Raw genomic sequence first — 3,551 nt, forward strand, 5'->3', positions numbered from 1 at the left:
GGCTCGACGGGCCGCCCGCGGGCCACCCGGAGCGGCTCTGCCCCGGCGCCGGCCTCACGCCGGCGGAGCGCGCCCTGGAGCGCGAGCTGGACGGCGGCCCCTGACCGACGGGCCCGCCCCCCGCGCGACCGTGCCTCGACCGGCCGTCCAGCGGCGTGCCGGACGTTGGCAGCGCCGGCGGACGCCCGCCGGCCCGAGGAGTACGAGCGCACACGAGGAGGCGCCATGCGCAAGGTCGTTTCGCGGGACGGCACGACGATCGCCTACCGGAAGGCGGGCGAGGGCCCGCCGATCGTGCTGCTCAACGGCGCGTTCCGTGATCACACGATCTTCGACCAGCTGGTCCCGGAGCTGACGTCGTCCTGCACGGTCTACGCCTACGACCGCCGCGGCCGCGGCGAGAGCGGCGACTCCCCCGCCTGGTCGGTGGAGCGGGAGGTCGAGGACCTCGCGGCGGTGGTCGAGGAGGCCGGCGGCGAGGCGGTCGTCTTCGCCGGGTCCACGGGCGCCAACCTGGCGCTGCACGCCGCCCGCGCCGGCCTGCCGATCACCAAGCTGGCCCTGCACGAACCGTACTTCCGCACCGGGGACCACCCGCTGCCCCCGGCGGACTGCCTGGACGTCATCCGCGGGCTGCTCGCCGAGGACCGGCGCGGCGAGGCCGCGGAGTACTACCTCGGCCGGATGCTGGGGCTCGCCCCCGAGGTGATCGCCGAGTGGCGCCGGGCGCCGCTGTGGGCGACGAACGAGGCGAACGCCCACACGCTCGTCTACGACGTGACCCTCTGCGGCGACTTCCGCCTCCACCCCGAGCAGCTGGCGGCGATCCGTACGCCGTCGCTGGTGGTCTGCAGCGACGGCACCAGCGACTGGCTGCGCGACGCGGCCCTGGCGACCGCGGCCGCGCTGCCGGGCGGCTGGGGGATGCGGCTGCCCGGCTCGTGGCACCGGGTGCACACGGACATCCTCGGCCGGGTCCTGGCCGGCTTCGCCACCACCTGACCCGGCCGCGAAGCGCGGGGCGCGGACAGCGTGCCCGCCGCCCCGCGCCCGCACCCCGCCCCTCCCCCGGCGGGCCCCGTCACCAGGGCACCGGTCCGTCCTCCGACAGCGACTCCCCCGACGGGCCGGCCGCGTCCAGCAGCGCCAGCCGGACGGCGATCACCGCGCCCTGCGCCGGAGTCCGCTGTCCGCGCCCGCCGTTGATGTCCGTGGCGACGATCCCCGGGTGGGCCGCGTTGACCTTGACCGGCGTCCCCCGCAGCTCCTTCGCGTACGCGAGCGTCAGCGCGTTCAGCGCCGTCTTCGACGACTGGTACGCGATCAGGCTGACGTGCGCCATCGGCGAGTCGGGGTCGGCGTTGAGGGTCAGCGACCCCACGTGGCTGGACTGGTTGACGATGCGGCCGGCCGGCGAGCGGCGCAGCAGCGGCAGCATCGCGTTGGTCACCGTCACCACACCGAAGACGTTGGTCTCGTACACCTCCCGCATGTCGGCCGCGGTCGCCGCGCTCGGCGGCCCGGTGAACCCGCCGGCGACGCCGGCGTTGTTGACCAGGATGTCGAGGCGCCCGTGGGCGCGCTCGATCCGGGCCGCGGCCGCGGCGACGGACTCCGCGTCGGTGACGTCGAGGCGCAGCGCCACCGCGGCGACGCCCCGGTCCGCGAGCGCGTCGGCGGCCTTCTTTCCGCGCGCCTCGTTCCGGGCGCCGACGAAGACGACGGCGCCCGCCTCGCCGAGTTGCCTGGCGATCTCGAATCCGATGCCCTTGTTAGCCCCCGTGACAAGAGCTATCTGCTCCGCGGTCATGCTCGAACCCCTTTCTGAGGCGTTCAACCGAGGATTTCCCGCGGTCGAACCGGTGGCCTTTTCCCCATAGTTGCAGCAGCGCCGGGGCCGGCGGCAACCTGTTGCCATGCAGCCCCGGATGAATAACCCGTCACTGGTCGTACCCGATGCCCTGCAACCCCTGCTCGACCTCTCGAAAATCATCGGCAAGGTCGGAGTTCCGCAGCAGACGCTCGATCTTGTCCGGCTGCGGGTGAGTCAGCTCAACGGCCGTATCTACACGCTTCCCCGCGACGCCGAAAGCGCCGCGGCGGCCGACGAACGCCTGCCCATGGTCGAAGACTGGCGGAATGCGTCGTGCTTCGACGACGCCGAACGCGCCGCCCTGGCGCTGGCCGAGGCGGCGACCCAGCTGGTCGGCGCGGACGACCCCGTGCCCGACGAGGTCTGGGACGCCGCCGCCCGGATTTTCAGCGAGCCGGAGCTTGCCGCGCTCGTTATCCATATCGGTCTGGTCAACCTCTGGAACCGCGTTAACGTCTCCACTAGACAGGTACCGGCTGACTGGCGCTGAGTCGGCCCGGCGACGCGATCCCGGCACGGGGGGCGCTGATCGCGTCGCCGGCCCGGTCACCCACGACTGGAGAGGGACACCGCCTTGTTGAAGCTCATCAACGCCGGGTTAGGCAGAACCGGCACGACCTCGCTTCAGGTAGCGCTGGAGCGGCTCGGATACGGGCCCTGCTACCACATGTTCGACATCGTCAGCAACGAGGAGCGGCTGGCGGAGTGGGAAGGCATCGTCTGCGACGGCAAGCAGCCCGACTGGCCGTCGCTGTTCGACGGCTTCGCCTCCATCGTGGACGGGCCCCCCTCCCTGCACTACGCGCAGATCATGAAGGCGTTCCCGGAGGCGAAGGTCGTGCTGACGGTGCGCGACGCCGAGGGCTGGTACCGCAGCACGCACGACACGCTGTACCAGTTCGTCGTCCGCAACCGGCAGAACCCGCCGGAGGCGGGCACCAGGCAGGCCCGGATGTTCCGCATGATCAACGTCTTGATGTGGGACGGCCTCCTCAACGGCCGGTTCGACGACGGGCAGTACGCGATGGACGTCTACCGCCGGTACAACCAGGACGTCATCGACTCCGTCCCCGCGGACCGGCTCCTCGTCTACGACGTGCAGCAGGGCTGGGAGCCGCTGTGCACCTTCCTCGGCGCCGACGTGCCGGCGGAGGAGTTCCCGCACGTCAACAGCACCGCGTCGATGCGCGAGCGGATGCAGAGCCTCGGCGGCGGCCCGCCCGCCGCGCCCGAAGGGCTGAACCGCCCCGGGCCGGGGCCGGCCGCGCAGCCGCCGGGCTGACGTCTCCACCACCACCCGGGCCGGGGCCGCGCAGCGGGGTCCCGGCCCGTTCCCGTACCGTCGTCACACCGCCTGCTGCCGGCTCCGCAGCCGCTCGGCGAACAGGCCCCACTCCTTGCTGATGCCGTCGGCGATCGGCGCGATGACGCCGAGCCAGTGCGCGGGCACCGCCTCGACCAGGTCCTGCCACCCGTCCGGGTCGGCGGCGTGCAGCGCCATCCACTGCAGGAACTCCTTGCCGCTCTCGGTGTAGCGGACGGTCGGGTCGGTGGCCACCTTGTCGGCCACGCCCGCCCAGGTCGGCGGCGGTTCGGCGTAGTTGCGGCGGCGCGGGGCCGGAGCGGGGGCCGGGGCCGCGCCCCGACCGGACGGCGCGGTGCTCCCCGCCGCGGCGGG

Annotated in this window: 5 protein-coding genes and 1 pseudogene; 4 read left to right on the forward strand and 2 right to left on the reverse strand. The window is 73.3% G+C overall.

The genetic code is table 11. The annotated features are described in order from the left end of the window. Both ABD317_RS37945 and ABD317_RS34755 read left to right on the forward strand, forming a co-directional pair. Positions 1 to 104, forward strand: a 104-nt coding sequence (locus ABD317_RS37945; protein ID WP_425582522.1) for a DUF6059 family protein, incomplete at its 5' end; no start/stop codon positions are given. Positions 105 to 225: 121 nt separating this feature from the next. Further along, positions 226 to 1,002 carry an alpha/beta fold hydrolase gene (locus tag ABD317_RS34755; RefSeq protein WP_344295555.1) on the forward strand — a complete coding sequence of 259 codons (777 nt, stop codon included), beginning with the start codon at positions 226 to 228 and terminating at the stop codon, positions 1,000 to 1,002. Between the two features lie 79 nt (positions 1,003 to 1,081). Here ABD317_RS34755 and ABD317_RS34760 read toward each other — a convergent pair whose 3' ends face one another. Continuing rightward, complete coding sequence (locus ABD317_RS34760) at positions 1,082 to 1,810, reverse strand: SDR family oxidoreductase (protein WP_344295559.1); 729 nt, start codon at positions 1,808 to 1,810, stop codon at positions 1,082 to 1,084. 106 nt (positions 1,811 to 1,916) lie between these two features. On the opposite strand from ABD317_RS34760, the gene ABD317_RS34765 reads away from it, so the two are divergent. Beyond that, positions 1,917 to 2,363: a carboxymuconolactone decarboxylase family protein gene (locus ABD317_RS34765; protein ID WP_344295563.1), complete on the forward strand. Its 447-nt coding sequence runs from the start codon at positions 1,917 to 1,919 to the stop codon at positions 2,361 to 2,363. A gap of 84 nt (positions 2,364 to 2,447) precedes the next feature. After that, complete coding sequence (locus tag ABD317_RS34770) at positions 2,448 to 3,155, forward strand: sulfotransferase family protein (RefSeq protein ID WP_344295567.1); 708 nt, start codon at positions 2,448 to 2,450, stop codon at positions 3,153 to 3,155. A 63-nt stretch (positions 3,156 to 3,218) separates the two neighbouring features. Here the strand turns inward: ABD317_RS34770 and ABD317_RS34775 are convergent. After that, a pseudogene (locus ABD317_RS34775) lies at positions 3,219 to 3,551 on the reverse strand (nuclease); the annotation flags it as partial.

Source organism: Streptomyces synnematoformans, from assembly GCF_039531005.1.
In the GTDB taxonomy this organism is placed as follows: Bacteria; Actinomycetota; Actinomycetes; order Streptomycetales; family Streptomycetaceae; genus Streptomyces; species Streptomyces synnematoformans.

Excerpts from the sequence above, each read along its gene's own strand:
- ABD317_RS34755 (WP_344295555.1), top strand. The coding sequence starts at position 226 with ATGCGCAAGGTCGTTTCGCGGGACGGCACGACGATCGCCTACCGGAAG.
- ABD317_RS34760 (WP_344295559.1), bottom strand. The coding sequence starts at position 1,810 with ATGACCGCGGAGCAGATAGCTCTTGTCACGGGGGCTAACAAGGGCATC.
- ABD317_RS34765 (WP_344295563.1), top strand. The coding sequence starts at position 1,917 with ATGCAGCCCCGGATGAATAACCCGTCACTGGTCGTACCCGATGCCCTG.